Source organism: Mesorhizobium sp. PUT5 (assembly GCF_052216645.1).
Lineage (GTDB): Bacteria > Pseudomonadota > Alphaproteobacteria > Rhizobiales > Rhizobiaceae > Mesorhizobium.
Genome location: NZ_JBQOSO010000003.1, coordinates 2,660,897 through 2,685,314 on the forward strand (window position 1 = coordinate 2,660,897; position 24,418 = coordinate 2,685,314).

A 24,418-nucleotide genomic window follows, 5' to 3' on the forward strand; every position below is an offset into this window, starting at 1 on the left:
TCTTCTTCAGCCGCCGTAATAATTCATCACCGCGTGGCGGGCCTCGGCGAAGAACAGCCAGCGTTCGGTGAGAACGCCGGCGACATGGCCAAGAAGCGCCACCCCTGCCAGGAAAGCCGACACGCCACCGCCCTGCCCGACCATCAATAGAGCAAGCAGGATAAGGCCCGGCAGCGCGCCGCCGAGCACAAATGCGATCTTCCACAGCTTCGCCGCATGCTTGCGCGCCACGCGAAAACCCATTTCCCGGGTGAGATAGTTTTCGGTCATGTGCGGCCGCTCGAACAGGCGCACCTTGCCGATGGGGCCGAGGCCGGTGGCCGTTTCCGGCGACGAGAGCGGCACCAGCGCCTCCATCCTTCGCCGCCAGGCGTTTTTTGCCGCCCATGCCGCCGCCAGCGCCACGAGCGCGGCGAAAACCAGGCCCCGCCCGGAGGCCCCGGCGCACAGCGCGAAGAAGCCTGCGGCCAGCAAACCGCCTGCCAGCGAAAACAGCAGATAGCATGCCGGCGTGAGGGGCGTATGCCACGCATCGACGGATTTCAGCGAGGCATAGATCATCGACGTGCAATAGACCGTCACAAGGCACAGCGCAGCGCCGAGCGGGCCCGGCAGGGCGAGATAGCGACCTTCGAAGACACAAAGCCAGGCTGAAACGACCAGCGGCACGAAGGTGACGATGGCCATCACCCCCTCGCGCGACAGCCAGCTCGACTTCCATTGGCTGAGCGCCCGCCAGGCGCGCTGCGGATTGCCGAGATGGGCGGTGGAGGACAAAAGGCCCGCGCCGATCAGCGCGAGCGCCAGAAGGTGAGCCAGTTTGGTGGCCACCGCCGTCGGGTCCAGCAGGCCGAGCCCGAGCACGGCCGCAAGTCCGTAGCCGAGACCCGAAAACGTGGTGAAGACGATGATGGAAAGCGCTGGATGCATGATGTCAGATACGGTCCAGCATGTTGTCCAGCCAGGCGAAGAAGCCGGTGGCGCCGGAAATGTCGTCCTTCGGCAGCCCATGCGCAGCTTCGGTCAACGCCTTGCGCGGGCGCGGCGGCAGGTACTTGTTGACCGGCCGCGTGCCCTGCTCCGGCATAAGGTCGATGCCGCCGCGCTCGGCCACAAGAATGGAAACGGCCGAGTTCGGATCGCCGAGATCGCCGAAATGGCGGGCATTGGCCGGGCAGGTGCGCACGCAGGCCGGCTGGCGGTCCGCTTCTTCCAACGTCTCGTTGTAGATGCGGTCGATGCACAGCGTGCATTTCTTCATGACGCCGGCGGCGAGGTCCATCTCGCGCGCGCCGTAAGGGCAGGCCCAGGCGCACAGGCCGCAGCCGATGCACATGTCCTCGTCCACCAGAACGATGCCGTCGTCGGCGCGCTTGTAGGAAGCGCCTGTCGGGCACACGGTCACGCAAGGCGCGTTCTCGCAATGCAGGCAGGATTTCGGGAAATGCACGATGCGCGCCTCGCCCGCTTCGCCCACCAGTTCGCCGCCCTCCGGCAACACCTCGAAGGAATGCACGCGATTGAGCCACGCGCCAGAAACATCGGCGCCATAGGGGTCCTGATCGGAAAGGGCGGCGCCGTAGCCGCCGGTGTTCCATTCCTTGCAGTTGACCACGCAGGCATGGCAGCCGACGCAGGTGTCGAGGTCGATGACGAGACCCATCTTCTTCGGCGTGGGCAGGGTGGGAAGGCTGGTCATTTCGATTGCCCCCGCAATCTACCCCTCTCTGGCCTGCCGGCCATCTCCCCCACAAGGGGGGAGACTGGCAGCTTCGGCCTCACCGCTTCTTCTGCACCGCTAACGATTAGCGAAAGCCGGCGCGACAGCTTCTCTCCCCCCTTGTGGGGGAGATGGCCGGCAGGCCAGAGAGGGGTAGAACCACATGTCACCCAGTGCATAAGTGAACTCATTGCGCCCACTCCTGGCCGTAGCGCAGTTGGGCCGGGTGCGGCTCCGGTTCCGGCTGCGCGACGGCCGGCAGATGCGGCAGGCTGATCGCATCGCCCGCCTCGGCCTTTTCGATGCGCACGCGCAGGTCGTACCAGGCGGCCTGCCCGGTCACCGGATCGGAATTGGAAAGCCGCAATCCATCCTCGCGCGGCGGCAGAAGCTCATGGATCAAGTGATTCATAAGGAAGCCTTTTCTCGCTTCCGGCGAATCGGCATCCAGCGCCCACGTACCGGAGCGCTTGCCGATGGCGTTCCAGGTCCACATGGTCGAGGAATTGACCGCCTCCATGCGCGCCACCTCGACCTTGATGCGGCCGTGATGGGAGAGCACCCAGGCCCAGTCGCCGTCCTTGAGGCCGAGGCGATCGCAGATCGGCCCCGGCACATAGAGCGGGTTCCTCGTGTGGATCTGCCTGAGCCACGCATTCATCGACCCCCAGGAGTGATACATCGCCGCCGGCCGCTGGGTGATGGCGTGATAGGGATAGGCTTCGCGCTCGACCAGAGCCTCGCCGAGCGGGCGATACCAGTCCGGCAGCGGCGAAAAGGCGTCGAGAATGCGCCGGCGATGGGTTTCCGGAGCCTTCGGCTCGCGTATCCCCTCGGCCGACAGGCGGAATTTCTGCAGCGTTTCCTGATAAAGCTGGAACGTCACCGGCTGCGGCGTGTCGAAGAAGCCCATGCGCACGGCGAAGTCCTGGTAGGCCTGGTTCGCGTGCTTGAAGAACTGCGCTTCCATCGGGATATGCGCCGAGAAAAAGGAACCGTTCTCGATATAGCGCCGCAACTGGTCGGGGTTGGCCGCACCCCGCCCCGCCCTGTCGCCGTCCCGCCCGCGGAAGCCGGCCAGAGGGCCGATGCCGGGGCGACGTTCGTGGCGCACGATGTAGTCGGCATAGTCCTTGTAAAGCGCCTTGCCGTGGCTGTCGGCGAAACCCGGCAATCCAAGCCGTGCGCCGAGATCGAGCAGAACCGTCTGGAAGCCGCGCACGTCGCGGTCGGGCTCCAGCACGGGCCAGCGGATCGCATCCTGCACGGCGTCGGGCTCGGAGATCGGCCGGTCGAGAAGCGAAATGCAGTCATGGCGCTCCAGATAGGTGGTGTCGGGCAGCACAAGGTCGGCATAGGCGACCATTTCCGAGGCGTAGGCGTCCGCATAGATGATCTTCGGAATGCGGTATTCGCCGGTCGCTTCGTCCTTGTCCTCCAGCATCTCGATGGTGCCGGCCGTGTTCATGGACGAATTCCATGCCATGTTGGCCATGTACATGAACAGCACGTCGATCGGATACGGATCGCCGGCATGGGCGTTGGCGATCACCATGTGCATCATTCCGTGCGCGGCGATCGGCGCATCCCAGGAGAACGCCTTGTCGATGCGGGCAGGCTGGCCCTTGTCGTCGACCAGAAGGTCTTCCGGCCCGCGCGGAAAGCCGAGATGCGGCCCCGAAAGCGGCTTGTTGGAGCCGAAATGCTCGGCCCTTCCATGCGGCGTGGGATGCGCGGAGAGAGGCTTCGGATAGGGCGGCTCGAAGCGGAAGCCGCCCGGACAGTCGACCGCGCCGATCAGCACCTGCAGCATGTGAAGGGCGCGCGCCGTCTGGAAGCCGTTGGAATGGGCCGAAAGCCCGCGCATGGCGTGGAACGATACCGGCCGCCCGACATAGTGCTGGTGGCGTCGGCCGTTCACGTCCGTCCACGGCTGCTCGATGAAGATCTCCTCGTCGAAGGCCACCCGCGCGATCTCGGCAGCCAGCCCGCGTATGGTTTCGGCCGCCACCCCGGTTTCCTCGGCCACCACCTCCGGCGCATATTGTTCGTCGAGATATTTTTCGGCCAGAAGCTTGAAGGACGGCACGGCGAAGCGGCCGTCATCCAGTTGCACGCGACCCGAAAGTGCCGCCCGCGCACCCTTGGTGCCGAAGGGCACGATATGCTCGGTCACGGTCTCGTGGACGAGAGCCCTGCCTTCGCCGTCGCGCGCGAACAGGCCATGATCGGCAGTGCCGGGCGCGTCGATCACCAGCCAGGTGGCGTTGGAGTAGCGCACCAGATAATCGACATCGATCCTACGCGCCTTCAGCAGTTCATGCACCACGGACAGAATCAACAGCCCGTCGGTTCCGGGGCGGATGCCGATCCAGTTGTCGGCCACCGCCGAATAGCCGGTGCGCACCGGATTGACCGAGACGAAGCGGGCGCCACGCTTCTTCAGCTTGGCGATGCCCATCTTGATCGGGTTGGAATCGTGGTCCTCGGCCACCCCGAACATGACGAACAGCTTTGTCCGCTCCCAGTCCGGCGCGCCGAACTCCCAGAAGGCCCCGCCGATGGTCATGATGCCGGCCGCAGCCATGTTCACCGAGCAGAAGCCGCCATGGGCGGCATAGTTCGGTGTGCCGAACTGCTGCGCCCAGAATCCGGTGAGCGACTGCGACTGGTCGCGGCCGGTGAAGAAGGCGAGCTTTTTCGGGTCGTCGGCGCGCGCCTTTCCCAGCCATTCCGTGGCAAGTGACAGCGCCTCCTCCCAGGAGATTTCCTGGAACTCGCCCGAGCCGCGCGGGCCCACCCGCTTCAACGGCGCTCTGAGCCGCGCCGGCGCGTAGTGCTGCATGATGCCGGCCGAACCCTTGGCGCACAGCACGCCCCTGTTGACCGGATGGTCGCGGTTCCCTTCGATGTAGCGGATCTTGCCGTCCTTGATGTGAACGTTGATGCCGCAGCGGCAGGCGCACATGTAGCAGGTGGTCTTGCGCACCTCGTCCGCGACCGGCCTTGAAAGCGCGACCCGCTCCCTGGGTTTCATCGGCAAAGCTCCTCCCCCGCTCAAGTCGTAGCGGGCAGCGGTGGGAAAGGAAATGCCCGGCAATAACCTTCAAGCGCAAAATATGTCCGCAAAATGCCGGTCGAACAGGGAGCCTATGCTCTCTGCCGCCGATCGGCGGAGCGGCGCCGCTAATTCAGTTGGTGACGACGATGCGGGTGTTGCTCATGCCGACCTCGCGCACCAGCGCATAAAAGGCTGCTGCATGGGTCGTGTTCAGGCGCACGCAGCCGTGCGAGGCCGGGCGGCCGAGTTGCTTGACGGCACCGGTACCGTGGATGGCATAGCCGCCATGGTAGAAAACCGAATAGGGCATGGGCGAGTTGTCGTATTTTTTCGAATACCACATGCGATGCAGGCGCTGCGGGCGGTATGTGCCGCGTGGCGTGACATAGCCTTTGCGCGCAGTCGACACTTTCCACCGGTACAGCACCTGTCCCTGGCGGGAGACGGTCATGATCTGGCTGCCCACGTCGATCCGCGCTTCCAGGCTACCCGATCTTGCCTGCGCGACAGCACCAAAAAGCATCGCTCCCAATGCCGCGGCCGTCAAAATGGACTTCCTCATCGTCTTTCCCGTCCCTCTTTTCGTTCCAACCGCCCGATGCTCTTGGCGACAGCGGGCTTTTGCTTCCTTGCGGTGCAGATAGACACGGTACGCGACAAACCATTGCGGAAATGCTTACCGCCGGCGGGCGAATTTGAACGATGGCTTTCTCCACCGGCCGGGGCTTGCCATGCGCCCCCCTTCCCTGCTCAACTCAAGCCATGAAGGAACGACTGCTCGAAGCGGTCGAGCGCCGCACCGAAGACCTCGTGGCGCTGACGGCCGATCTTATCCGCTTCCCCACTGTCAACCCGCCGGGCGACGCCTACCGACCATGCGCGGAGTATCTCGCCGCCCGTCTGCGCAGGTTCGGCTTCGAGGCCGAGCTGATCCGTGCCGAGGGCACGCCGGGCGACACCGACCGCTATCCGCGCGTCAACATGGTCGCCCGCTTCGACGGCCGCGTGCCCGGCCAGACGGTGCATTTCAACTCGCATATCGACGTGGTGGAAGCCGGCGAGGGATGGACGATGGACCCCTTCGCAGGGGTCGTGAAGGACGGCCGGGTCTATGGCCGCGGCGCCTGCGACATGAAGGGCGGGCTGGCCGCCTCCATCATCGCGGCAGAAGCCTTCATGGAAACTTTTCCCGACTTTCCCGGCGCGATCGAGATTTCCGGCACGGCAGACGAGGAATCGGGCGGTTTCGGCGGCGTCGGCTATCTGGCGGAAAAAGGCTATTTCTCGAAGCCCAGGGTCGACCACGTCATCATCCCCGAACCGCTCAACAAGGACCGCATCTGCCTCGGCCATCGCGGTGTGTGGTGGGCCGAGATCGAGACCACAGGCGAGATCGCCCACGGTTCCATGCCGTTCCTCGGCGATTGCGCGGTGCGGCACATGGGGGCGGTGCTGGCCGCCTTCGAGGAAGAGCTGTTCCCGGCGCTCGACGCCAGGCGCACGACCATGCCGGTGGTGCCGCCCGGGGCACGGCGCTCGACGCTCAATCTCAACTCCGTCCATGGCGGCCAGACCGAGGACTTCCGGCCCGGCCTGCCCTCGCCCAACGTGCCGGATTCGTGCCGGCTGACCATCGACCGGCGCTTTCTGCTCGAGGAGACCATAGAGGACGTGAAGGGGGAGGTCGTCTCGATCCTCGACCGGCTGAAGCGCGATCGCAAAAACTTCGACTACGCCATCCGCGACATCATGGAGGTGCAGCCCACCATGACCGACCGCGATGCGCCCGTGGTCAGGGCGGTGGCGCAAGGCATCATGGAGATATTCGACCGCGAGCCGGACTATGTCATCTCGCCCGGCACCTACGACCAGAAGCACATATTCCGCATCGGCCGGCTTTACGACTGCATCGCCTACGGTCCTGGGATACTCGACCTTGCCCACCGGCCGGACGAGTGGGTCGGCATCGAGGACATGGTGCAATCGGCCAAAGTGATGGCGACGGGGCTCAACGTGCTGCTGCGCGGAGGGGCGGACTAAAACGGCGGCGCCAGACAGCCCCAACCAAACCCGCCGCCGCGCGACAATGCGGTTTACTCCGCATCGATTTCACGCTTCTATCCGCGCGGCTCGGGAACATGGGAGTTGGCCATGAAAATCTGGAAGACGGCTCTTTGCGCGGCAGCGATCGCCCTTGCGTCGGCAACGGCGGCACAAGCCGTGCGCACCGACCTGGTGCTTGGCGTGGTGCTGGAGCCGCCGCATCTCGACCCCACGGCGGGAGCCGCGGCTGCGATCGACGAGGTACTCTATGCCAACGTGTTCGAGGGCCTCACCCGAATCGGCCCCAATGGCGAGGTGCTGCCGGCACTCGCCAGGAGTTGGGACATTTCCGAAGACGGCAAGACCTACGAGTTCCACCTACATTCGGGGGTAAAGTTCCACGACGGCACCAATTTCTCGGCCGATGATGTGAAGTTCTCGCTCGAGCGGGCCATGGCGCCCGATTCCCAGAACGCGCAAAAGGGCCTGTTTGCCGCCATCGACAAGGTCGAGGCAGTCGACCCGGCCACCGTCAGGGTCACGCTGAAGCATCCGCAGGGTTCCTTCCTCTACAATATGGGCTGGGGCGACGCGGTGATCGTCTCGCCGAAGTCGGCCGACACCAACAAGGAAAAGCCGATAGGCACCGGCCCCTTCAAGTTCCAGAACTGGGCCAAGGGCGCCTCCATCACGCTGGTGAAATCGGACGATTACTGGGGGGAACCCGTTTTCCTCGACAAGGCCGAGTTCCGCATCATCCCGGACGCAGCCGCCGCCGTGCCGGCTATGCTTTCGGGCGACGTTCAGGCATTCCCCTTCTTCCCGCCTGATGCAGTGGCGCAGATCAAGGACGACCCGAACCTCAAGGTGGTCGTCGGCGCGACGGAGGGCGAGACGATCCTTGCCATGAACAACAAGAAGCCGCCCTTCGACCAGCTCAAGGTGCGGCAGGCCGTGTCTTATGCGCTCGACCGCCAGGCCATCATCGACGGCGCCTCGGGCGGGTTCGGCGTGCCGATCGGCTCGCACATGGCGCCCTCCAACAAGGCCTATGTCGATCTCACCGGCCGCTACCCGCACGATGTCGAGAAGGCCAGGGAACTACTGAAGGAAGCGGGCCTCGAAAACGGCTTCAAGACGACGCTGAAGCTGCCGCCGCCGCCCTATGCGCGCGACGGCGGCGAGATCATCGCCTCCGAACTGCGCGAGATCGGCATCGATGCCGAGATCATCCCGGTGGAATGGGCGCAATGGCTGGATCAGGTCTTCACCAAGAAGGACTACGACCTGACCATCGTTTCGCACACCGAGCCCAACGATATCGATATCTATTCGCGGCCGGAATATTACTTCAATTACCAGAACCCCGAGTTCAACAAGGTGATCGACGAGCTGAACCTGACCTCCGACGAGGCCAAGCGCACCGAACTGCTCCAGCAGGCACAGAAGATCCTGGCCGACGACGCCCCGGTGGGCTTCCTGTTCGAGCTGCCGAAAGTGGGCGTGTGGGACGCCAAGCTCGAAGGCATGTGGCAGAACGCGCCGATCCAGGCCAACGACCTCACCAAGGTGAAATGGGCGGATTGAGCGCCTGTCCTTCCCCCGATGGGGAGGGCAAGGGGACAGCCGCATGAGCGCCTATCTGGCAAAGCGCCTCGTCACCGCCATCGTCACATTGGCGCTGGCGTCGGTGGTGGTGTTCGCCGTGCTGGAGGTGGTGCCGGGCGATCCGGCCCGGCTGATGCTGGGCATGAACGCCAGCGCCGGGCAGGTTGAGCAATTGCGCAGCCAGATGGGCCTCAACGACCCGCTGCTGCTGCGCTATCTCCACTGGGCCGGCGGCATCCTGCGCCTCGATTTCGGCCGCTCCTATACCTATTCCGTGCCGGTGATCGACCTCGTGCGCGAGCGCGTGATGGTGTCGCTGCCGCTGGCACTGATCGCGCTTGCGCTGTCCACCGCCATCGCGCTGCCGGTCGGGATCTATTCGGCCAGCCGCCACGGCCGCATGGGCGACGCCCTGGCCATGAGCGCCGCACAGTTCGGGGTGGCAGTGCCCAATTTCTGGTTCGCGCTGCTTCTGGTCTACCTCTTCGCCGTGTGGCTGCGCTGGGTGCCGGCCGGCGGCTTTCCCGGCTGGAGCGCGGGTGCCGGCCCGGCGCTGAAGGCGCTCGTCCTGCCGGCGGTGGCACTAGCCCTGCCGCAGGCCGCCATCCTGGCCCGCGTCACGCGCTCGGCGCTGGTGGAGGTGCTTTCGGAAGATTTCATCCGGACAGCCCGCGCCAAGGGCCTGCCCTGGCGGGCCGTGCTGTGGCGGCATGCGCTGCGCAACGCGCTGATCCCGGTTGTGACGATCATGGGCCTGCAGTTCGCCTTCCTGCTCGCCGGCACCGTCATCATCGAGAACGTCTTCTACCTGCCCGGCCTCGGACGGCTGGTGTTCCAGGCCATCACCCAGCGTGACCTGATCGTGGTGGAAAGCGTGGTCATGCTCCTGGTCGCCAGCGTCATCGCCGTCAACCTGATCGTCGACCTGTCCTACGCACTGGTCGACCCGCGCCTGAGGCGCGGCCGATGACGCTGCCCGCTTCCCTGCCCGAGGAAAAAGCCGGCGCAAGACACACCATGGCAAAGGCCTTTGCCAATCGCTCCTTCCTCATCGGGTTCGTCGTTACCGCGCTGATTGCGGCGATGGCGCTCATCTCCTTCCTGTGGACACCCTATGACGTAGCCAGGCTGATCGTGGCCGACCGCAACCAGGCGCCCTCCCCGGCGCACTGGTTCGGCACCGACCATTTCGGCCGTGACATCGCCTCGATGATCATGCTGGGCGCGCGCAATTCCATCGCCGTGGCGCTGGTGGCCGTGGGCATCGGCATGGGCGTCGGCGTGCCGCTGGGCTGCCTGGCGGCGGCGCGCGGCGGCGTTCTGGACGAGGCGGTGATGCGGCTGAACGATCTCGTCTTCGCCTTCCCCGCCCTGCTTTCGGCAGTCATGATCACGGCGATCTTCGGGCCGGGCGCGGTCAACGCCATCATCGCCATCGGCATCTTCAACATTCCCGTCTTCGCGCGCGTGGCGCGTGCCGGGGCACTTTCCATCTGGCCGCGCGAGTTCATCCTGGCCGCCCGCGCGGCTGGCAAAGGCAAGACGCTGATCACGCTGGAGCACATATTACCGAACATCGCCACGTTGCTTTTCGTGCAGGGCACCATCCAGTTCGCGCTCGGCATATTGGCGGAGGCCGGTCTTTCCTATGTCGGACTGGGCGCCCAGCCGCCGATGCCGAGTTGGGGGCGCATGCTGTTCGACGCGCAGACGCGCATGGCCGTGGCGCCATGGATGGCGATCTTTCCGGGCCTCGCCATCGTGGTGACCGTGCTGGCGCTCAACCTGCTGGGCGACGGCCTCGCCGACCTGCTGGACCCGAAATCGCGGCGGCGCCGATGAGCCTTCTGGAGATCGAGAAGCTGACGCTGTCGATCGGCGCCGTGCCGATCCTCAAGGGCGTCGACCTGTCGGTCGCCCGGGGCGAGGTGATGGGCCTGGTAGGCGAATCGGGGTCGGGCAAGTCGATGACGGCGCTCACCGTCATGCAGCTTCTGCCTTTCAGTGCCAATGCCTCCGGCCGCGTGGCCTTCGACGGCATCGACCTGCTGGCGGCCACCGAAGAGCAGATGTGCGCGCTGCGCGGCGACGACATCGGCATGGTCTTCCAGGAGCCGATGACGGCGCTCAACCCGCTCAAGACCATCGGCGAACAGGTGGCGGAAGGCATACGCCGGCACACGCGCGCCGGCCGCGCCGAGGCCGAGGAGCGCGCGCGCAACATGCTCGACCGGGTCGGCCTGCCCGCGGCGAAATTCCCGCTGTCGCGCTATCCGCACGAACTGTCGGGCGGGCAGCGCCAGCGCGTGGTCATCGCCATCGCCTGCGCGCTCAGGCCGAAGCTGCTGATCGCCGACGAGCCGACTACCGCGCTGGACGTGGTGCTGCAGGCGCAGATCCTGGACCTGTTGCGCGATCTGGTGCGGGAAAACCGCATGGGCCTGCTGCTCATCTCGCACGATCTTGCCGTGGTGACCGAGATGGCCGACCGCATCACCATCCTGCGGCACGGCGAGGTGATGGAAACCGGTGAGACGGCCCGCACGCTGTCGGAGCAGGACCATCCCTATACGCGGCAACTGGCGCAGGCATCCATGCATGTGCCGCAACGGCGCCGTGCCTCGCCCTCTCCTGCGCAAAGCAACCAGGCACCGCCTCTGCTTGCGGCGGAAAACCTCACGCGCGACTATCCCGGCCGCCGGCCCTCGCTGTTCCGGCGCGGCGAGCCGGCGCGCGCGGTGGACGACGTTTCCTTCTCCATCGCGCCCGGCAGCTCCGTGGCGCTGGTCGGCCGCTCGGGCTGCGGCAAGTCCACCCTGGCGCGCATGGTCCTGGCGCTGGACCGGCCGACATCGGGAACGATCCGCTTCCGCGGGGAGACGATAACCGACAGAAACGAAGGAGAGTTGCGGGCGGCGCGACGCGACATGCAGGTGGTGTTCCAGGACCCCTATGGTTCCTTCGACCCCCGCCAGAAGGTCGAAAGGCTGCTGGCCGAGCCGCTGCACGTGCTGGACAGGAAGCCGGGCCGCGCCGAGCGGCGCGAGATGGTGGCGCATGCGCTGGCCGAAGTGGGGCTCACCCCGGCCGACATGGACAAATATCCGCACGAATTTTCCGGCGGCCAGCGCCAGCGCCTGTCGATCGCGCGCGCCATCATCACGCGGCCGAAGCTGGTGGTGGCCGACGAGCCTGTCTCGGCGCTCGACGTGTCGATCCGGGCGCAGATTCTCGACCTGTTCGCCGACCTGAACGACAAGCTCGGCGTGGCCTATCTCTTCATCACCCACGACCTCACCGTCGCGCGCGCCATCACCGACGAGGTGATGGTCATGCATGAAGGCCGCATCGTGGAACGCGGCCGCACCGCCGAAGTGCTCGGCAATCCGGTCTCGGATGCCGCCCGCGAACTGGTGGCCGCGGCACCCGACCTGCACCGGGCCATCGCCAGGAGGATGCAGGAGCAGGGCTGAACCTCCGCTGCGCGCCCTTGGCCCTTCCCCCGCACCTGGACGCAACAGGCGGAGCGCCTTCGCCGGCCTCGCCTACCGTGCCAGGCCGAAGATCGCGTCGCAATCCAGGCACGCTTCCAGTTCGGCCGCGATCTCGTCCAGCGCGGCCTCGACCGCGCCGCGGTAGTCGATGCCGGCGCCCGCCACGCCCAGTTCCTGCAGGAACCGGGCCCGGAACCCGTCGGCTCCGAACAATCCGTGCAGATAGGTGCCGAACACCCTGCCGTCGGCCGATGTCGCGCCGTCCGCCACGCCGTCCACAAGCGCCACGGGCCGCGCGCAATCCGGCCCCGCGGTGCGGCCGAGATGGATCTCGTAGCCCTCCAGCGGCACATCGAAGGCAACCGAGCGGGCGGAAACGTTGCGTACCGTCTTTTCCGGCTCCATCACCGTCTCGACGTCGAGCAGGCCGAGCCCTTCGGCCTCGGTGGCACCGCTCTCGATGCCGTGGGGATCGCGCACGGTACGCCCCAGCATCTGGTAGCCGCCGCAGATGCCGACGACATGGCCGCCACGGGCATGATGCTCTTCAAGGTCGCGATCCCAGCCGTTTTCGCGCAAGCGGATCAGGTCGCCGATGGTGGACTTGGAGCCGGGGATGACGACGAGCCGCGCGTCGGCCGGCAGGCTGCGGCCCGGCGGGACGAAAACCACCTCGACGCCCGCCTCCGCCTTCAGCGGATCGAGATCGTCGAAGTTGGCGATGCGCGACAGCATCGGCACGGCAATCTTCAGCGCCTTCTTCCCGCCTGCCGCCGCCCGCTCCAGCACCACCGAATCCTCGGAAGGCAGCCGTGCCGCCGCCTTCAGCCACGGCACCACGCCGAAGCAGGGCCAGCCGGTGAATTTCTCAATTGCCGCAACCCCTTCGTCGAACAGGCTCACATCGCCGCGGAACTTGTTGACGATGCAGCCGACGATCATGCGCCGGTCTGCCTCCGGCAGGATCAGATGCGTGCCGGCAAGCGCTGCGATGACCCCGCCGCGATCGATGTCGCCGACGAGGACGACCGGCACGTCCGCGCGGGTGGCAAAGCCCATATTGGCGATGTCGCGCGGCCTCAGATTGATCTCGGCCGGCGAGCCCGCACCTTCCACGATGACGAGATCGGCGCCCTCGCCCACCTTGCCCCAGGAATCGAGCACCGCCGCCATCAGCCGGCCTTTCAGGTCCTGGTAGTCGCGCGCACCCGCCTGACCGAACACCTTGCCCTGCACCACCACCTGCGCGCCGACATCGGTCTGCGGCTTCAACAGCACCGGGTTCATGTGGACGGTGGGCGCGGCCCCGCAGGCCAGCGCCTGCAGCCATTGCCCCCGCCCGATCTCGCCGCCTTGCGCCTCGCCGGGAATATCGGCGACGGCGGCATTGTTCGACATGTTCTGGGGCTTGAAGGGCCGCACCACGAGGCCGCGCCGGCGTGCGGCCCGGCACAGGCCGGCCACCAGAACCGTCTTGCCGACGTCCGAGCCGGTACCCTGCAGCATGATCGCGCGCGCCATTCCTCAGGCTCCCTGCCACGCAGCGGACGGTTGATGGAAATTTGTCGTCACGGCTTGCTCCGGAATATCATTTTGCGCACACCCGGTTCCCATAAGGTCGGGTATGCGGGCCCGCATCATTGGTCTAGATTGTGCGCTGCGCATAGCCGAAAACATCGGACCAGAGGAGGACGCCATGGACATAGCCACCACGGCAACCGGCGGCCAGTTCGAGCTCAACGAGGACCAGCGCGCCATCCAGGCCATGGCGGAAGCCTTTGCGGCCGAGCGCGTCGCGCCGAATGCGCTGGAATGGGACCATGAAAAGCACTTTCCCGCCGACGTGATCCGCGAGACCGGCCCGCTCGGCCTCGGCGGCATCTATGTCCGCGACGACGTCGGCGGCTCGGCGCTGGGCCGGCTGGACGCGGTGCTGATCTTCGAGGCGCTGGCGCGCGCATGCCCGGCCTTTTCCTCCTTCATCTCCATCCACAACATGGCCGCCTCCATGATCGACCGCTTCGGCAGCGCAGAGCAGCGGCAACGCCTCCTGCCGAAGCTCACCTCCATGGAATGGCTGGCGAGCTATTGCCTGACCGAGCCGGGTTCCGGCTCGGACGCGGCGGCGCTGAAGACCAGGGCCGTGCGGGACGGCGACCACTACGTGCTGAACGGCACGAAACAGTTCATTTCAGGGGCCGGCGACACCGACCTCTACGTGGTGATGGCGCGCACCGGCGCCGACGGGCCGAAAGGCATTTCCACCTTCGTGGTGGAGAAGGACGCGCCCGGCCTCTCCTTCGGCGCCAATGAGCGCAAGATGGGCTGGCACATGCAATCCACCCGTCAGGTCATCTTCCAGGATTGCCGCGTGCCGGCCGCAAACCTGCTTTCGGACGAGGGCGCAGGCTTTTCCATCGCCATGGCCGGGCTGGACGGCGGCCGGTTGAACATCGCGGCCTGCTCGCTGGGCGGCGCGCAATCGGCGCTGGACAAGGCGCTTGCGTACACGGCGGAGCGCAAGGCGTTCGGCAAGCCGATCGACCAGTTCCAGGCGCTGCAGTTCCGCCTGGCAGACATGGAAACGGAACTGCAGGCGTCGCGCATCTTCCTTTACGCCGCCGCATCGAAGCTGGACGCCAAGGCGCCCGACGCCTCGAAATGGTCGGCCATGGCCAAGCGCTTCGTCACCGACACCGGCTTCGAGGTCGCCAACGGCGCGCTGCAGCTTTTCGGCGGCTACGGCTATCTGCACGACTACGGCATGGAAAAGCTCGTGCGCGATTTGCGCGTCCACCAGATTCTGGAAGGCACCAACGAGATCATGCGCGTCATCGTGGCGCGAAACCTGATCGGCCGCTGAGCAAGGGAGCGCAACCAATGACCACCATCGCCTTCATCGGCCTCGGCAATATGGGCAATCCCATGGCCGCCAATCTCGTCAAGGCCGGCCACGCCGTGCTCGGCTTCGATCTCGTGCCGGAAAACCTTGACGTGGCACGCGAACACGGCATCACCGTCATGGCCGATGCAAGCGCCGCGGTGAAGGAGGCGGACGTCGTCATCACCATGCTGCCGGCCGGCAAGCATGTGCTGTCGGTCTACGACGACATCGCTCCGAAGGCGAAGAAAGACGCGCTGTTGATCGACTGCTCCACCATCGACGTCGATTCGGCACGCAAGGCGCATGCGATCGCGCAGAAGCACGGCCACGCCTCCATCGACGCGCCGGTCTCCGGCGGCACCGGTGGCGCCGCCGCCGGCACGCTGACCTTCATGGCGGGCGGGTCCGACGGTGCCTTTGCGCGCGCCGAGCCTGTGCTGAAGCCCATGGCCGGCCGCATCGTGCATTGCGGCGGCGACGGCTCCGGCCAGGCAGCCAAGATCTGCAACAACATGATCCTCGGCGTCTCCATGATCGGCGTGGCGGAAGCCTTCGTGCTGGCCGAAAAACTCGGCCTGTCGCACCAGGCGCTGTTCGACGTCGCCTCCACCTCGTCGGGCCAGTGCTGGTCGCTGACCAGCTATTGCCCGGTGCCGGGGCCGGTGCCCGCCTCCCCCGCCAACAAGGACTACAAGCCGGGCTTCGCCGCCGCCCTGATGCTGAAGGACCTGAAGCTTTCGCAGGAGGCCGCGCAGGCCGCGGGTGCGGCCACGCCGCTGGGCGCGGAGGCGACCCAGATCTACGGGCTGTTCAACGCGCAGGGCAATGCCGGCGTGGATTTCTCCGGCATCATCAATTTCCTGCGCGGTAAGACGGGTTGAGCAAGACGGCCTGGCGAAGCCGGATTTTACCTTGCGTTTACGCCAGCCTTGAAATCCGCGAACCACGCCGCGGATCTTAAGGCGGCGCATACGTTTGCGGGTTGAAGCTCGTGCGTTCCACAAGGCCGGGCCATGCTGCGCAACCTGTTCATCCTCGTCACCTTTGCCGTCGCTTCGGCGGCGCTGGCCATCGCCTTCCAGAACGATCCGCAGAGGCTGGAGCGTTTCCTGCGGCCGGCCTCCGTCGAGATGGCGGCACCCGACGACCTGTCGACGATCGAGCAAAGACCCGTCTCTCAGCCCCTCGGCCGCAAGGTTCTGCTTCAGCCTGACGCGCGCGGCCACTTTCTGGCGACCTTCAAGATCAACGGCCGCCCGGCCGACGGCATGATCGACACGGGCGCCACTCTCGTGGCACTCACCGTCTCGACTGCGCGACGAGCCGGAATCGCTCTTTCGCCGGCCGATTTCCGCGCCGAAGTCGACACCGCCAACGGACGCACCAGGGCGGCCGTGATACGGCTGGACAGGCTGGAGATCGGAAGAATCGCTCTGGAGGACGTCGAAGCCGTCGTGCTGGACGACAAGGCGCTGGGCACCAACCTGATCGGCATGAGCTTCCTCAGGCGGCTCGGCAAATACCAGGTCGAGGACGGCGCGCTGCTTCTGGCGCAATAGAGCATGATCCCGAAAAGTTGCAGACTTTTCGGACAAGATCATGCTCAGAGAACAAAAGCTTGGAGCGAGGCAAAGATTTTCCAGAGGAGATCATCTCGCTTTAGTTTCAGCGCGGCAGCACGCGCCGCAACACCACCTTCTCGGCAGGCGGCTTCGAGGCGGCGAGCGTATAGGCCGAACGCACCGCCGCAGCCGCAGTCTCGGCATCCGCTTGCGACCGGGCATGGACCAGCGCCAGCGCCTCGCCCGCCCGCACCTCGGCCCCGACCGGCAGAAGCCGCGTGATGCCGACCGCGTGGTCGATCCGGTCTTCGGGCCGGCGGCGCCCGCCGCCCAGCGTCACCACGGCAAGACCGATCTCGCGCGTGGCGACGCCGGCCACGAAGCCGCTTTCCGGCGCCTTCACGGCGAGTTCGACGGGGGCTGAAGGCAGAAATTTGCGCGGAGCCTCGACGAAGCCGGGAGGTCCGCCAAGTGCGGCCACCATGCGGCCGAAAACGGCCGCCGCCCGGCCGCTGTCCAGCGCCTCGACGGCCCGGCGCATGCCGTCCTGCGTGGAGGCGGCGATGCCGGCCGCCTGCAGCATCGCGGCGGCGAGCGCCAGGGTCACCTCTTCCAGCCGCCGGTTGCGGGCGCGGCCGGTGAGAAACTCCACCGCGTTCAGCACCTCGACCGCATTTCCGGCGGCAGAGGCCAGCGGCTCGTTCATGCCGGTGACCAGCGCGGACGTCTTGAGACCGGCGCCGTTGGCGACCTCGACCAGGCTGGTGGCCAGGGCGCCGGCCTCGCGCGGCCGTTCCATGAAGGCGCCGTTGCCGACCTTCACGTCCAGCACCAGCGATCCGAGCCCCGCCGCCAGCTTTTTCGACAGGATGGAGGCGGTGATCAGAGGCACCGATTCCACCGTGGCGGTGACGTCGCGGATGGCATAGAGGCGCCGGTCGGCCGGCGCCAGATCGCCGGTCTGGCCGATGATGGCGCATCCCGCCTCCAGCACCGCCTTGCGCAGCAATGCGAGGTCCGGCTGGCTGGCGTAGCCGGGGATGGCGTCCATCTTGTCCAGCGTGCCGCCGGTGTGGCCGAGCCCGCGCCCGGAGATCATCGGCACATAGGCGCCGCAGGCCGCCACGATCGGCGCCAGCATCAAGGAGACGTTGTCGCCGACGCCGCCGGTGGAATGCTTGTCGGTGACGGGACCGGGCAGGTCCGACCAGTCGAGCACCGTGCCGGAATTGCGCATGGCCAGCGTCAAGGCCACGGCCTCGTCGCGGGTCATGCCGCAGAAGAACACGGCCATGGCGAAGGCCGCCACCTGCGCGTCCGAAACGCTGCCCGACGTCAGGCCGGCGATGAATTCGCCGATCTCCTCGCCTGAAAGCCTATGGCCGTCGCGCTTCTTGCGGATGATTTCCTGCGGCAGCATGGGGCCTCACCCGTCCAGCATGCCGTCGTGGAATGCCCTTTTCAGCACCGTGGCCAGCCGGGCGCCGCCGAGCGGGGCCATGTCCTTGGTCTCGGCGTGCGAAAGCTCCGCCCCGGTCATGCCGGCCGCCAGATTGGTGATGACCGAGCAGGCGGCCACCCTGAGGCCCAGGAACCGCGCCAGGATCACCTCCGGCACGGTGGACATGCCGACGGCATCGGCGCCCAGGGTGCGTGCCATGCGGATTTCGGCCGGCGTCTCGAAGGACGGGCCGGAAAACCACATATAGACACCCCGGTGCAGCGTGGTGCCCGTGGCGATCGCCGCGGCTTCGAGCCTCGTACGCATGCCGGCGTCGTAGGCTTCGGTCAGGCCGACGAAGCGGCGGTCCGTCGGCTCGCCGAACAAGGGGTTCGAACCGGAGAAGTTGATGTGGTCGGTGACCAGCATGGCCGAGCCGGGCGGCATGTCGTCCCGCAGGGAGCCTGCGGCATTGGTCAGGATCAGGTGGGTGATGCCGATGCCCGCCAGCACCTCCAGCGCCGGCCGCATGGCGGCCGCGTCGCCATGCTCATAATAGTGCGCGCGGCCGGAAAGCATTACCACCGGGCGGCCGGAAAGCAGACCGGCCACCAGTTCACCGGCATGGCCCGTAACGCCGCTTCGGGGAAAGCCTTGCAGGTCGGCATAGGGGATGCGCACCGCCTGCTCGACCTCGTCGACCAGATTGCCCAGGCCGGAGCCCAGAACCAGCGCAACCTTGGGCGCCAGCCCGCCCAGCCTTTCGACCAGGAAATCGACCGCCGCCTTCATTTCAGCATGTCGCCGCGAAAGCCGTAGGGCAGCATCTCGCCCATGGTCACTGTCTCCACCACGCCGGTCTCGTCGCACAGATAAAGCCTGGTTTCGGGTTGGGTGAACTCGGCCAATCGTTGCCGGCAACCGCCGCAGGGCGTGCATCTGGCCATGCGTTCGGCCACCACGGCGATCTCTGTGATCTTGCCGCCGCCGGCCATGACGTAGTGGCCGAGCGCTGTGGTCTCCGCGCACCAGCCTTCGGGATAGGAGGCGACCTCGATATTGGCGCCGGCAAAGACGCGGCCGTCCCCGGTGCGCAGCGCCGCCCCCACCGGGAATTTAGAATAGGGCGCGTAGGCCTTGGCCATGGCCGCCTTCGCGGCGAGGAAGAGGTCATGCGACATAACAATGTCCTCGATCTAGGAAGGCCCCCACCCCTAACCCCTCCCCACAAGGGGGGGAATTCTTCCGGGCATGCGGCTCGCGCCTGAAAACGGTCCTCAGAGAAGTCCGGCGTAGCCGATCCCCCTCCCCCTTGTGGGGAGGGGTTAGGGGTGGGGGTAACTTGATCAAAGCATATGCCCGGGTAATCTCACCGCTCCTTCACATAGGGCACGCCGCCCGCCTTGGGCGGGATCGCCTTGCCGATGAAGCCGGCCAGAAGCACCACGGTCAGCACATAGGGCAGCGCCTGCATGAACTGCGCCGGCACCTTGCCGATCAGCGGCAGCGGCGTGCCTTGCAGGCGGATGGACAGCGCGTCGAGGAAGCCGAACAGCAGGCAGGCGAACATGGCGTTGACCGGCTTCCACTTGGCGAAGATCAGGGCGGCGAGCGCGATATAGCCCTTGCCGGCGGTCATGTCCTTCACGAAGCCGGCATTCTGCACCATGGCCAGATAGGCCCCGGCGAATCCGGTGAGGATGCCGGTGCAGATCAACGCCCGGTAGCGCAGCCAGGTCACCGAGATGCCGGCCGTGTCGACCGCCGCCGGATTCTCGCCCACGGCGCGCAGCCGCAGCCCGAAGCGCGTGCGGAACAGCACCCACCAGGTGAAGGGCACGGCGAGGAACGCGACATAGACCAGCAGCGAGTGGCCCGAGATGAGTTGCGCATAGATCGGCCCGACGACGGGCACGCCGCGCAGTGCATCGGCGCCCGGCAAGATGATGGCCTCGAAGCGCTCGCCCGGCGCCAGGGCCGGGGTGCGCCCGCCCTGCCGGAACCACGCCTGCCCCAGGATGATGGTGGAGCCCGCGGCGATGAAGTTGATCGCCACGCCGGACACGATCTGGTTGCCGCGATGGGTGATGGAGGCGAAGCCGTGCACCAGCGCGAAGGCCACCGAGATCAGCACGGCCATGCCGAGCCCGATCCAGGCGGAGTGGAACACCGCCGCGGCCGCAGCGCCCGCGAAGGCGCCCACCAGCATCTTGCCCTCCAGCCCGATGTCGAAGATGCCCGAGCGCTCCGAATAGAGCCCGGCAAGGCAGGCGAAGAGCAGCGGCACCGAAAGGCGGATGGTGGAGCCCAGCGTCTGCACGACGATGTTGAAAAGGTCCATGTCAGCCCCCCCTGCCGGCAGGACCGCCCGTCTGGCCGGCCGGCGCCAGCCCGGCGGTCTTCGGGCTGAGGGTGGCGAACAGCGCCTGCACGTAAGGGCGGAACATGTGCTCCAGCGCGCCGGCGAAGAGGATCACCAGCCCCTGGATGATGACGATCATGTCGCGGCTGATCGCCGGCATCTCGAAGGCAAGCTCGGCCCCGCCCTGATAGAGCATGCCGAACAGGATCGCCGCCAGCACGATGCCGACCGGATGCGAGCGGCCCATCAGCGCCACGGCGATGCCGACGAAGCCGGCGCCGGAAACGAAGTCGAGCGCGACGTTGTGCTGGTCGCCCATGGTGGGGTTCAGCGCCATCATGCCGGCCAGCGCGCCCGAGATCATCATGGTGACGATGATGATGCGGGTTTCCGAAATGCCGGCATAGCGCGCCGCCTTGGGGCTGAAGCCATAGGTGCGCATCTCGTAGCCGAGGCGGGTGCGCCAGATCAGCACCCACACCAGCCAGGCCATGGCCAGAGCCAGCAGGAAGGTGATGTTGAAGGGGGCGGAACGCACCTTGGCGCCGAACAGCTCGATGATCCAGTTCAGCCGCGGCAGTTGCGCGCCTTCCAGGAAATTGCGCGTCTGCGGCGCCTGGGAGCCGAGCGGCTTGATGACGTCCACCAGCATGTAGACCATCACGGAAGCCGCGATGAAGTTGAACATGATGGTGGTGATGACGATGTGCGAGCCACGCCTGGCCTGGAGATAGGCCGGGATCAGCGCCCACAGCGCGCCGAAGGCGGCGGAAGCGAGGATGGCGAGCGGAAACAGCACATACCAGGGCGCCACGCTGTCGAGACCCAGGCATACCAGCGCCACGCCGAGGCCGGCGATATAGGCCTGCCCTTCCGTGCCGATGTTGAACAGGCCGCAATGCACGGCCACCGCCACCGAAAGCCCGGTGAAGATGAAGGTGGTGGCGTAGTAGAGGGTAAAGGCGATGCCCTGCCCGCGCCCGAACGCGCCCTTCACCAGAATGACGGCGGCGTCCAGCGGATTTTCGCCCACCAGCAGCACCACCAGACCGGCGACCGCGAAGGCAACCAGGAGATTGAGAAGCGGGATCAGCCCGTAATCTGCCCAGGCCGGCAGCTTGGCGTAGGGCGTGCTCATTCTGCGGCCTCGCGCTGCTCGACGCCCGCCATGAGCAGGCCGAGTTCGCCTTCCGTGGCGTCGGGGCCACGCTCGCCGACGATGCGGCCGGCGAACATCACCAGGATGCGGTCGGCCAGGGAACGAATCTCGTCCAGTTCGACCGAGACGAGCAGCACCGCCTTGCCCGCATCGCGCATCGCGATCAGCCGCTTGTGGATGAACTCGATGGCCCCGACATCGACGCCGCGCGTCGGCTGGCCGACCATCAGCACGCCGGGGTCCTGCTCCATCTCGCGCGCCAGCACGATCTTCTGCTGGTTGCCGCCGGAAAAATTCGCCGTCTTGAGCCGGCAATTGGGGGGACGGATGTCGTATTTGTCGATCTTGTCCCTGGCGTCGGCAAGGATGGCGTCGACATCCAGAAGCGGCCCCTTCAGGTAGCGCGCCTGGCCGTGATAGCCGAGGATCGAGTTCTCGTTCTCCTCGAAGGGAAGCACGAGCCCGACATGGTGGCGGTCTTCCGGAACGTGGGCCAGCCCCCTCTGGCGCAGTTCGGCCGGATCGGCCGCACCGGTCAGGTCGATCGGCTTTCCGTCCAGCGTCACGCTGCCCGACACGGCATGGCGGATGCCGGAAATCGCCTCCAGCAGCTCCGACTGGCCGTTGCCCGCCACCCCGGCTATGCCGACGATCTCGCCGGCACGCACGTCGAAGGACACGTCGTCCACCATGGTGACGCCGCGCTGGTCCTTCACCACCAGATTGCGCACCGACAGCTTCACCGCGCCGGCCTTGGCCTCGCCCTTCTGCACGCGCAGCAGCACGCGACGCCCCACCATCAGTTCGGCGAGTTCCTCGACCGTGGTGTCGGAGGTCTTGCGGGTGGCCACCATGGCGCCCTGCCGCATCACCGAGACAGTGTCGGTGACGGCCATGATCTCGCGCAGCTTGTGCGTGATCAGCACCACCGTCTTGCCCTGCGCCTTGAGCTGGCCGAGGATGCGGAACAGGTGGTCCGCCTCCGCAGGCGTCAGCACGCCCGTCGGCTCGTCCAGGATTAGGATTTCGGCGCCGCGATAGAGCGCCTTGAGGATCTCCACCCGCTGCTGGAGACCGACCGGCAATTCCTCGATCAGCGCCTCGGGATCGACCTGGAGCCCGTATTCGCGCTCCAGCCGCACCAGTTCCGAGCGCGCCCTGGCGATGGACGAGCCGAGCAGCGCCTGGCTCTCGGCGCCGAGGATGACGTTCTCCAGAACGGTGAAGTTCTCCACCAGCATGAAGTGCTGGTGGACCATGCCGATGCCGGCGGCGATGGCGTCGTTCGACGTCCTGATCGCCGTCGGCTTGCCGTTGACGCGGATTTCGCCGCTGTCGGCCTGGTAGAAACCATAGAGGATCGACATGAGCGTCGACTTGCCGGCGCCGTTCTCGCCCACGATTCCATGAATGGTGCCCCGCGCGATCTCCAGGTTGATATCGCGGTTGGCATGCACGGCGCCGAAGCTCTTGTTGATGCCGATCAGCTCGATTGCGGCTGGCGCCATGCGGCGGTTCCCATTGTTTTTATCGCTTGGCCATGCTGACTAGCATGCCGTTCGCCCCCTGCCAATCGGCGCGGGCGGGCTCCGCCTCTCGACAAATGCCGGTGCCCTTGCCAATGTCGAAAGCGGCGAAGCATTCAGGCCTGCGGCCGCGCACGGGCTCGGACCGGCGGGGCTGTGGCAATGGAACAGGAGGCCGGCATGCCCGCCGACAAGCTGACAATACTGGAAATCCGTTCGGCCGAGCAGGAGCGCATGATCGAGGAACTGTCCGGCCAGATCGCCGAGCAGTGGAAGACCATCGACGCATTGCAGCGCAAGCTGGACGCCTTGACCATGCGCTTCCTCTCTCTGGAGGAGCAGACGGCGCCGGAGGTGCCGGTGACGAAGCCGCCGCACTGGTAGGAGCGCGCCCTTTCGGCTGGCGGCAATATGTGGGGCCCCATCGGCTCGACGATGGCCTTCATCACCCCTCCGGAAACGGAACCGCCGGGCAAAGCCCGGCGATCCACAGCCATTCACATCGTCAGGCAGATCAATAGGGGCAACTGCTGTCGGTGTTGTAGTCGTGCACCTGGATCTTGCCGTCGATGATGTCGGCCTTGGCCTTTTCGACCGCCGCCTGCATTTCCGGTGTGATGAGATCCTTGTTGTTTTCGTCCACCGCATAGTCGACCCCGCCCTCCTTGAGGCCGAGATTGTTGACGCCGGCAGTGAACTTGTCGTCCTTGGCGTCCATGAAGGCGCTGTAGACGGCCACGTCCACCCGCTTCAGCATGGAAGTCAGCACCTTGCCGGGATGCAGGCCGTTCTGGTTGGAATCCACGCCGACGCCCAGCTTGCCGGCGTCGGCCGCCGCCTGCAGCACGCCCACGCCGGTGCCGCCCGCCGCCGCATAGATGACGTCCGCGCCCTGGTCCATCTGCGTCTTGGCGATCTCGCCGCCCTTGGCCGGGTCGTTCCAGGCGGCCGGCGTGTCGCCGGTCATGTTCTGGATGACATCCGTTGCACCCGCGGCCTTGGCGCCGCCGACATAGCCGCATTCGAAATTGCGGATCAGCGGAACGTCCATGCCGCCGATGAAGCCGACCTTCTTGGTCTTGGAGGCCATGGCCGCCAGAACGCCGACCACATAGGAGCCCTCATTGTCCTTGAACTTCAGCGAGCGCACATTGGGCAGATCGACCGCGTCGTCGATGATGGCGAACTTCAGCTCGGGATATTCGGCAGCGACCTTGGTCAGCGAATCCACCCAGGAAAAGCCGGCCATGACGATCGGGTTGCGGCCGTCCTCGGCGAAGCGGCGCAGCGCCTGCTCGCGCTGCGAGGCGTTCGACACCTCGAACTCGACGTAGGCAATGCCGGTTTCTTCCTTGAACTTCTCCGCCCCGTGATAGGCCGCTTCGTTGAACGACTTGTCGAACTTGCCGCCGAGATCGTAGAGCAGCGCCGGCTGCACGTCCGCGGCGAAGGCCGGAAGAGCCATTGCGGTAGCGGCCAGAAGGCCGAGAACGATACGTTTCATGTCCACACCCTGTCGGTTTGTCTTCTTCAGTCGTACTTCCGCGACCGCCGCCTC

21 protein-coding genes are annotated in these 24,418 nt (G+C 66.3%); 9 read left to right on the plus strand and 12 right to left on the minus strand.

Features of this window, described 5'->3' with window-relative positions; translation table 11 throughout:
- Positions 1 to 6: 6 nt before the first annotated feature.
- The 4 genes from ACTDI4_RS14520 to ACTDI4_RS14535 all read right to left on the minus strand — a co-directional run bounded on the left by ACTDI4_RS14520 (position 7) and on the right by ACTDI4_RS14535 (position 5,343).
- Positions 7 to 930, minus strand: coding sequence for a dimethyl sulfoxide reductase anchor subunit family protein (locus ACTDI4_RS14520; protein ID WP_442841819.1), 924 nt, complete (start codon positions 928 to 930; stop codon positions 7 to 9).
- Positions 931 to 934: 4 nt separating this feature from the next.
- Positions 935 to 1,699 carry a 4Fe-4S dicluster domain-containing protein gene (locus tag ACTDI4_RS14525; RefSeq protein WP_442841820.1) on the minus strand — a complete coding sequence of 255 codons (765 nt, stop codon included), beginning with the start codon at positions 1,697 to 1,699 and terminating at the stop codon, positions 935 to 937.
- A gap of 208 nt (positions 1,700 to 1,907) precedes the next feature.
- A complete protein-coding gene (locus tag ACTDI4_RS14530; RefSeq protein WP_442841821.1) occupies positions 1,908 to 4,757 on the minus strand; it encodes a molybdopterin oxidoreductase family protein in 2,850 nt (949 codons plus the stop codon).
- Between the two features lie 154 nt (positions 4,758 to 4,911).
- On the minus strand, positions 4,912 to 5,343 hold the full coding sequence (locus ACTDI4_RS14535; protein ID WP_442841822.1) for a L,D-transpeptidase: 432 nt from the start codon (positions 5,341 to 5,343) through the stop codon (positions 4,912 to 4,914).
- Positions 5,344 to 5,543: 200 nt separating this feature from the next.
- Here ACTDI4_RS14535 and ACTDI4_RS14540 point away from each other — a divergent pair, with 200 nt between their 5' ends.
- From ACTDI4_RS14540 to ACTDI4_RS14560, 5 genes are all read left to right on the plus strand, one after another.
- Entirely contained in the window at positions 5,544 to 6,821 is a 1,278-nt protein-coding gene (locus ACTDI4_RS14540; protein ID WP_442841823.1) for an acetylornithine deacetylase/succinyl-diaminopimelate desuccinylase family protein, read from the plus strand.
- Positions 6,822 to 6,932: 111 nt separating this feature from the next.
- Positions 6,933 to 8,411 carry an ABC transporter substrate-binding protein gene (locus tag ACTDI4_RS14545; RefSeq protein WP_442841824.1) on the plus strand — a complete coding sequence of 493 codons (1,479 nt, stop codon included), beginning with the start codon at positions 6,933 to 6,935 and terminating at the stop codon, positions 8,409 to 8,411.
- Positions 8,412 to 8,454: 43 nt separating this feature from the next.
- Complete coding sequence (locus tag ACTDI4_RS14550; protein WP_442841825.1) at positions 8,455 to 9,402, plus strand: ABC transporter permease; 948 nt, start codon at positions 8,455 to 8,457, stop codon at positions 9,400 to 9,402.
- Positions 9,399 to 10,274: an ABC transporter permease gene (locus ACTDI4_RS14555; RefSeq protein WP_442841826.1), complete on the plus strand. Its 876-nt coding sequence runs from the start codon at positions 9,399 to 9,401 to the stop codon at positions 10,272 to 10,274. Before ACTDI4_RS14550 ends, ACTDI4_RS14555 begins: the two co-directional genes overlap by 4 nt.
- Entirely contained in the window at positions 10,271 to 11,905 is a 1,635-nt protein-coding gene (locus tag ACTDI4_RS14560) for an ABC transporter ATP-binding protein (RefSeq protein ID WP_442841827.1), read from the plus strand. Before ACTDI4_RS14555 ends, ACTDI4_RS14560 begins: the two co-directional genes overlap by 4 nt.
- A 72-nt stretch (positions 11,906 to 11,977) precedes the next feature.
- Here ACTDI4_RS14560 and ACTDI4_RS14565 read toward each other — a convergent pair whose 3' ends face one another.
- Entirely contained in the window at positions 11,978 to 13,447 is a 1,470-nt protein-coding gene (locus ACTDI4_RS14565) for a cobyric acid synthase (RefSeq protein WP_442841828.1), read from the minus strand.
- Between the two features lie 175 nt (positions 13,448 to 13,622).
- Here ACTDI4_RS14565 and ACTDI4_RS14570 point away from each other — a divergent pair, with 175 nt between their 5' ends.
- The 3 genes from ACTDI4_RS14570 to ACTDI4_RS14580 all read left to right on the plus strand — a co-directional run bounded on the left by ACTDI4_RS14570 (position 13,623) and on the right by ACTDI4_RS14580 (position 16,369).
- Entirely contained in the window at positions 13,623 to 14,789 is a 1,167-nt protein-coding gene (locus ACTDI4_RS14570; RefSeq protein WP_442841829.1) for an isobutyryl-CoA dehydrogenase, read from the plus strand.
- 17 nt (positions 14,790 to 14,806) lie between these two features.
- Positions 14,807 to 15,691, plus strand: coding sequence for a 3-hydroxyisobutyrate dehydrogenase (mmsB, locus tag ACTDI4_RS14575; RefSeq protein ID WP_442841830.1), 885 nt, complete (start codon positions 14,807 to 14,809; stop codon positions 15,689 to 15,691).
- Between the two features lie 132 nt (positions 15,692 to 15,823).
- On the plus strand, positions 15,824 to 16,369 hold the full coding sequence (locus tag ACTDI4_RS14580; RefSeq protein WP_442841831.1) for a TIGR02281 family clan AA aspartic protease: 546 nt from the start codon (positions 15,824 to 15,826) through the stop codon (positions 16,367 to 16,369).
- A gap of 106 nt (positions 16,370 to 16,475) precedes the next feature.
- Here the strand turns inward: ACTDI4_RS14580 and deoA are convergent, their stop codons facing one another.
- The 6 genes from deoA to ACTDI4_RS14610 form a co-directional block, all read right to left on the minus strand.
- Positions 16,476 to 17,792, minus strand: coding sequence for a thymidine phosphorylase (deoA, locus tag ACTDI4_RS14585; protein ID WP_442841832.1), 1,317 nt, complete (start codon positions 17,790 to 17,792; stop codon positions 16,476 to 16,478).
- Between the two features lie 6 nt (positions 17,793 to 17,798).
- Positions 17,799 to 18,605, minus strand: a complete 807-nt coding sequence (locus tag ACTDI4_RS14590) for a purine-nucleoside phosphorylase (RefSeq protein WP_442841833.1) — start codon at positions 18,603 to 18,605, stop codon at positions 17,799 to 17,801.
- Positions 18,602 to 18,994 carry a cytidine deaminase gene (cdd, locus tag ACTDI4_RS14595; protein ID WP_442841834.1) on the minus strand — a complete coding sequence of 131 codons (393 nt, stop codon included), beginning with the start codon at positions 18,992 to 18,994 and terminating at the stop codon, positions 18,602 to 18,604. The genes ACTDI4_RS14590 and cdd overlap by 4 nt, the downstream gene beginning before the upstream one ends.
- Positions 18,995 to 19,182: 188 nt before the next feature.
- On the minus strand, positions 19,183 to 20,154 hold the full coding sequence (locus ACTDI4_RS14600; protein WP_442841835.1) for an ABC transporter permease: 972 nt from the start codon (positions 20,152 to 20,154) through the stop codon (positions 19,183 to 19,185).
- A 1-nt stretch (position 20,155) separates the two neighbouring features.
- Positions 20,156 to 21,313, minus strand: a complete 1,158-nt coding sequence (locus ACTDI4_RS14605) for an ABC transporter permease (RefSeq protein WP_442841836.1) — start codon at positions 21,311 to 21,313, stop codon at positions 20,156 to 20,158.
- Positions 21,310 to 22,842: an ABC transporter ATP-binding protein gene (locus tag ACTDI4_RS14610; protein ID WP_442841837.1), complete on the minus strand. Its 1,533-nt coding sequence runs from the start codon at positions 22,840 to 22,842 to the stop codon at positions 21,310 to 21,312. Before ACTDI4_RS14610 ends, ACTDI4_RS14605 begins: the two co-directional genes overlap by 4 nt.
- Before the next feature lie 198 nt (positions 22,843 to 23,040).
- Between ACTDI4_RS14610 and ACTDI4_RS14615 the strand changes: the two genes are divergently transcribed.
- Positions 23,041 to 23,244: a SlyX family protein gene (locus ACTDI4_RS14615; RefSeq protein WP_442841838.1), complete on the plus strand. Its 204-nt coding sequence runs from the start codon at positions 23,041 to 23,043 to the stop codon at positions 23,242 to 23,244.
- A gap of 130 nt (positions 23,245 to 23,374) precedes the next feature.
- Here ACTDI4_RS14615 and ACTDI4_RS14620 read toward each other — a convergent pair whose 3' ends face one another.
- Entirely contained in the window at positions 23,375 to 24,364 is a 990-nt protein-coding gene (locus ACTDI4_RS14620) for a BMP family lipoprotein (RefSeq protein WP_442841839.1), read from the minus strand.
- Positions 24,365 to 24,418 lie beyond the last annotated feature (54 nt).

Bases quoted from the DNA above. Each gene is read 5' to 3' on its own strand.
- ACTDI4_RS14520 (WP_442841819.1), bottom strand. From the start codon at position 930: ATGCATCCAGCGCTTTCCATCATCGTCTTCACCACGTTTTCGGGTCTC.
- ACTDI4_RS14525 (WP_442841820.1), bottom strand. From the start codon at position 1,699: ATGACCAGCCTTCCCACCCTGCCCACGCCGAAGAAGATGGGTCTCGTC.
- ACTDI4_RS14530 (WP_442841821.1), bottom strand. From the start codon at position 4,757: ATGAAACCCAGGGAGCGGGTCGCGCTTTCAAGGCCGGTCGCGGACGAG.
- ACTDI4_RS14535 (WP_442841822.1), bottom strand. From the start codon at position 5,343: ATGAGGAAGTCCATTTTGACGGCCGCGGCATTGGGAGCGATGCTTTTT.
- ACTDI4_RS14540 (WP_442841823.1), top strand. From the start codon at position 5,544: ATGAAGGAACGACTGCTCGAAGCGGTCGAGCGCCGCACCGAAGACCTC.
- ACTDI4_RS14545 (WP_442841824.1), top strand. From the start codon at position 6,933: ATGAAAATCTGGAAGACGGCTCTTTGCGCGGCAGCGATCGCCCTTGCG.
- ACTDI4_RS14550 (WP_442841825.1), top strand. From the start codon at position 8,455: ATGAGCGCCTATCTGGCAAAGCGCCTCGTCACCGCCATCGTCACATTG.
- ACTDI4_RS14555 (WP_442841826.1), top strand. From the start codon at position 9,399: ATGACGCTGCCCGCTTCCCTGCCCGAGGAAAAAGCCGGCGCAAGACAC.
- ACTDI4_RS14560 (WP_442841827.1), top strand. From the start codon at position 10,271: ATGAGCCTTCTGGAGATCGAGAAGCTGACGCTGTCGATCGGCGCCGTG.
- ACTDI4_RS14565 (WP_442841828.1), bottom strand. From the start codon at position 13,447: ATGGCGCGCGCGATCATGCTGCAGGGTACCGGCTCGGACGTCGGCAAG.
- ACTDI4_RS14570 (WP_442841829.1), top strand. From the start codon at position 13,623: ATGGACATAGCCACCACGGCAACCGGCGGCCAGTTCGAGCTCAACGAG.
- mmsB (WP_442841830.1), top strand. From the start codon at position 14,807: ATGACCACCATCGCCTTCATCGGCCTCGGCAATATGGGCAATCCCATG.
- ACTDI4_RS14580 (WP_442841831.1), top strand. From the start codon at position 15,824: ATGCTGCGCAACCTGTTCATCCTCGTCACCTTTGCCGTCGCTTCGGCG.
- deoA (WP_442841832.1), bottom strand. From the start codon at position 17,792: ATGCTGCCGCAGGAAATCATCCGCAAGAAGCGCGACGGCCATAGGCTT.
- ACTDI4_RS14590 (WP_442841833.1), bottom strand. From the start codon at position 18,605: ATGAAGGCGGCGGTCGATTTCCTGGTCGAAAGGCTGGGCGGGCTGGCG.
- cdd (WP_442841834.1), bottom strand. From the start codon at position 18,994: ATGTCGCATGACCTCTTCCTCGCCGCGAAGGCGGCCATGGCCAAGGCC.
- ACTDI4_RS14600 (WP_442841835.1), bottom strand. From the start codon at position 20,154: ATGGACCTTTTCAACATCGTCGTGCAGACGCTGGGCTCCACCATCCGC.
- ACTDI4_RS14605 (WP_442841836.1), bottom strand. From the start codon at position 21,313: ATGAGCACGCCCTACGCCAAGCTGCCGGCCTGGGCAGATTACGGGCTG.
- ACTDI4_RS14610 (WP_442841837.1), bottom strand. From the start codon at position 22,842: ATGGCGCCAGCCGCAATCGAGCTGATCGGCATCAACAAGAGCTTCGGC.
- ACTDI4_RS14615 (WP_442841838.1), top strand. From the start codon at position 23,041: ATGCCCGCCGACAAGCTGACAATACTGGAAATCCGTTCGGCCGAGCAG.
- ACTDI4_RS14620 (WP_442841839.1), bottom strand. From the start codon at position 24,364: ATGAAACGTATCGTTCTCGGCCTTCTGGCCGCTACCGCAATGGCTCTT.